The organism is Geminicoccus flavidas, from assembly GCF_009806515.1.
GTDB classification, from domain to species: domain Bacteria; phylum Pseudomonadota; class Alphaproteobacteria; order Geminicoccales; family Geminicoccaceae; genus Geminicoccus; species Geminicoccus flavidus.
In genome coordinates, this window is sequence record NZ_WUJP01000345.1 from 1 (window position 1) to 3,960 (window position 3,960).

The window sequence follows — 3,960 nt, forward strand, 5'->3', positions numbered from 1 at the left end:
CTGCCGGCATGCACCAGCCGGCCGTTCTCGTGATAGGCCAGGACCAGCGAGCCGATCGACTTGGGCGCTGCGGTGGACGGTACCCAGCCGGCGATCACGAACTCTTGCCGGTCCGAGCATTTCGACTTGATCCAGTCGCCGCTGCGGCCGGACCGGTAGGGTGCGTCGCGCCGCTTGGAGACGATCCCCTCCAGGCTGAGCCGGCAGGCATGCTGCAGCACCAGATCGCCCTTCTCCGAGAAATCCTCGCTGAAGCGCAGGGACTGGTCCGCGGCCGGGCGGCCGATCAAGCGCTTCAGCCGCGCCTTGCGCTCCACCAGCGGCAGGCCGCGCAGGTCCCGCCCATCCAGGTGCAGGAGGTCGAACACGTAATAGCGGAACCGGTCGGTGCGGCCGGCCGACAGGTCCTCGCGCAGCGCCACATAGTCCGACGCACCGGCCTCGCTCTCGACCACCACCTCGCCGTCGATCACCAAGCTGTCTGCCGCCAGCGCGGCGATAGCATCGGGGATCGCCTGGCCGAACGTGTCGGTCCAGTCCAGCCCGGTGCGGGTCCAGAGCGTGACCTTGCCGTCGGCGAGCACCGCCTCGATCCGGTAGCCATCGAACTTGATCTCGTGCAGCCAGTGATCGCCCGCGGGCGGGCTCGCCTCCAGCCGCGCTAGGCAGGGCGGCACGAACACCGGCTCGCCGCGCTTTGGCGCTTTTGCCCTCTTTGCCGGTCTCGCCACCGGCTTGGCCGGACCGGCCGGCTTCGCTTCGGCGGCGGGCGCGCCGCTGGCGACGTCGGCGTTGGATCGTCCGCTCAGCACCGAATCCGGCCGTTCCTCCGTGATGTCGGGCGCGTCTTCCGGTCGTGCCGCCGCGTCGTCCTGCTTGATGAGCAGCCAGTTGTCGCGCTTCTCGCCCCGGCGCTTGTGCATGCGCACCAGGTGCCAGCCGCCGGCCAGCTTCTCGCCCTCCAGCATGAAGGTGAGCCGGCCCTTCTTCAGCCCGGCCTCGGGATCGCCCTCCGGCCGCCAGCTGCCCCGGTCCCAGACGATCACCGAGCCGCCGCCATATTCGCCCTTGGGGATGTTGCCCTCGAAGTCGCCATAGTCGAGCGGATGGTCCTCGACCTGCACCGCCAGGCGCTTCTCGCCGGCCAGCAGGCTAGGACCCCGCGTCACCGCCCAGCTCTTGAAGACCCCGTCCAGCTCCAGGCGCAGGTCGTAGTGCAGCCGCCGCGCATCATGCTTCTGGATGACGAAGCGCTGCCCGCCAGCCTTGCCCCGCCTGCCCTTCGGCTCGGCGGTGCGGGTGAAGTCGCGCTTGGCGACATATTCCTCGAGCGCCATGCCGCCCGGGCCTCAGCTCGCCTTGCGGCTGGGCTTGGCAGCGCTCTTGCGCCGGGAGCTGGCAGCAGGCTTGGACTTGGTGCCACGGCCCTTGCGGGCGGGCTTGGCCGGCGCCTCGTCCTCGGCACCCTCGTTCTCGCCCTCCCCCTTATTGTCGTTGGAGGTGCCGAGGCTCTGCCGCAGCGCATCCATCAGGCTCACCACGTTGGGTGGCTTGCGCGCCGGTGCTGGCGTGATCTTCTTGCCCTTGGCCTTGGCCTTCACCAGGGCCTTGAGCGCCTCCTCGTAGCGGTCCTTGAACTGCCGGGGATCGAAGCGGCTCATCTTCGTGTCGATGATGTGGCCGGCCAGATCCAGCATCTCCTTGGACAGATGCGTGTCGGGGATCTCGTCGAAATAGTCCTCCTGCGGCCGGACCTCGTTGGCATAGTGCAGCGTGGTCAGCAGCATGCCCTTGTCGCGCGGCTCCAGCAGCACGATGCGCTCGCGCCGATACAGGACCAGCCGGGCGATCCCGGCCATCTTGCGGCTCCGCATCGCCTCGCGGATCACCGCGAAAGCCTCTTCGCCAACCTCGTCGGTCGGGATCAGGTAGTAGGGGGCATCCACATAGATCTCGTCGACCTGGGAGCGCGGCACGAACTTGTCGATGTCGATCGTGTGCGTGCTTTCCAGCGCTACCGCGTCGTACTCCTCGTCCTCTATCTCGACGAAGCCCTCGCCCTTTAGGTCGTAGCCGCGCACCTGCTCGTCCTGGTCGACCACCTCGCCGGTCTCGGCATCGACGAACTGCCGGCGCACCCGGTGCCCCGTTTCGCGATTATAGGTGTGGAACGAGATCCTGTCGCTGGTCGAGGCCGCGGTGAACAGGGCGACCGGACAGGTCACCAGGGCCAGCTTCAGATAGCCTTTCCACAACGGACGCGGGGACATCGGCGGAACTTCACATGGCCGGGGACGCATCAGGAAAAGCCGGCGAACCGGCAGGTTCCCCAGTTGGCCCTGCGTGGATGAGCCTGGATCGATTTCCTACCTTCTTCTTGCGGGACTGTTGACATTTCTTAATGGATGGGTAGCTTACCATTTCTACCAAAGGGAGAGGCAAATGACCCAGAACAACGGCATCTCGCAGCGTTGGCAGGAATACCGGCCATCGAAGACCGCCTGGTTCTGGTCGTGCGTCGGCAGTTCCGTGGCCACGATCGTCGTCGGCTTCTGGTTCGGCGGCTGGGTCACCGGTGGCACCGCCACCGAGATGGCAGAGGACGCGGCGCACGCCTCGCGCGCCCAACTGGCGGCGGACGTCTGCGTGAGCCGGTTCACCAGCGCGCCCGATTTCGGCGTCCAGCTCGCCACGTTGAAGGACACGAGCTCGTATCAGCGTGACAACCTGATCGAGGATGCCGGCTGGACCACACTCGGCGGCATGGATGAGCCGGTCGAGGATGCCGCTGGCCTGTGCGCGGAGACCCTGGCGGCCATGGAGGTTCCGGCCCAGGCGGTAGGGGCGACCGATGCGCCTGCCACAGAGCCGGCCACCGTCGCCCAGTGATCCGGATGCACTGAGGATCCAAGCAGGTCACCACCATCGTTGGCCATGTACTCGGCGCGAATCCTTCCCGCCAGTTACCGGCGATGGCGGTGACCGGGCCGGAGCCGCAGGAAAGATGGCCCAGCCGCCCACCGCACGACCTGATCCTCCGCCCGGACGCTGACACGGCTCCTAGCGGTTGCCGGAGTGGCGGCGGCGCACCAGTTTCCTCCGTCGCTACCTCGTGCCGCCGCGGCGGCACCAAGCGACAGGAGCCGCGGTTGCCGTCCCAGTTCCAAGGCCTGCCCTATTGCGGTGCTGCTCCGCTGCCCGCGGAGCTCTGGATGCGCTGGAACCTCGATCCCTGGCTCATCCTGGTGCTGCTGCTGGCAGCACTGGCCTATGGCTGGCGCTACGGACGGCAGGCCGGCCCGAACGGGATCCGGCTGTTCGCCACGGGCTGGGCGCTCCTGTTCCTGATCTTCGTGAGCCCACTTTGCGCGCTCACCTCCGCCCTATTCGCCGCCAGGGTCAGCCATCACCTGGTGATGATCGGCGTTGCCGTACCCCTCCTGGTCCTGAGCCTGCCCCGCAGGGCTCCGCTCCTGCCAATAGGTGCTGCGGCGCTGCTCCACGCGCTGACGCTCTGGTTCTGGCACGCGCCGATGCCCTACACGGCAGCACTGGAAAGCGACCTGCTGTTCTGGCTGATGCAGGTCACACTGTTCGGCACGGCGTGGCTGTTCTGGCAGGGCGTGCTGGCGCCCCGCTCGGCGAGCGTCGGCATCCTCCTGGCGCTGCTCGGCACGGTCGTGCAGATGGGCCTGCTGGGCGCCTTGATCACGTTTGCGCCCGAGCCGCTCTACCCGCCGCATTTCCTGGTGACAGCACCGTTCGGCCTGAGCGCGCTGGAGGACCAGCAGCTGGGCGGGCTGATCATGTGGGTGCCCTCGATCCTGCCTTATCTCGCAGCGGCACTGGCGCTGATGGCGCATGCGCTGCGGCACCGGGCCGAGGGCGGCAGCGCGTCGTGGTAACCTGGCTGAAGTTCATCCACATCGTCGGGCTGACGGTCTGGACGGCCGGGCTGAT

At 67.7% G+C, this 3,960-nt stretch carries 4 protein-coding genes; 2 read left to right on the plus strand and 2 right to left on the minus strand.

Going from position 1 to position 3,960, the window contains the following annotated elements; genetic code table 11:
* Positions 1 to 1,337, minus strand: a 1,337-nt coding sequence (gene ligD / locus EQG76_RS09540) for a non-homologous end-joining DNA ligase (protein ID WP_200840685.1), incomplete at its 3' end; no start/stop codon positions are given.
* 12 nt (positions 1,338 to 1,349) lie between these two features.
* Positions 1,350 to 2,270 (minus strand): non-homologous end joining protein Ku, encoded by a 921-nt coding sequence (ku, locus tag EQG76_RS09545; protein WP_159712799.1) that lies wholly within the window; start codon positions 2,268 to 2,270, stop codon positions 1,350 to 1,352.
* Between the two features lie 172 nt (positions 2,271 to 2,442).
* Here ku and EQG76_RS09550 point away from each other — a divergent pair, with 172 nt between their 5' ends.
* Positions 2,443 to 2,889 carry a hypothetical protein gene (locus EQG76_RS09550; RefSeq protein WP_159712801.1) on the plus strand — a complete coding sequence of 149 codons (447 nt, stop codon included), beginning with the start codon at positions 2,443 to 2,445 and terminating at the stop codon, positions 2,887 to 2,889.
* 260 nt (positions 2,890 to 3,149) lie between these two features.
* On the plus strand, positions 3,150 to 3,905 hold the full coding sequence (locus EQG76_RS09555; RefSeq protein WP_235031282.1) for a cytochrome c oxidase assembly protein: 756 nt from the start codon (positions 3,150 to 3,152) through the stop codon (positions 3,903 to 3,905).
* Positions 3,906 to 3,960 lie beyond the last annotated feature (55 nt).

Bases quoted from the DNA above. Each gene is read 5' to 3' on its own strand.
- ku (WP_159712799.1), bottom strand. From the start codon at position 2,270: ATGTCCCCGCGTCCGTTGTGGAAAGGCTATCTGAAGCTGGCCCTGGTG.
- EQG76_RS09550 (WP_159712801.1), top strand. From the start codon at position 2,443: ATGACCCAGAACAACGGCATCTCGCAGCGTTGGCAGGAATACCGGCCA.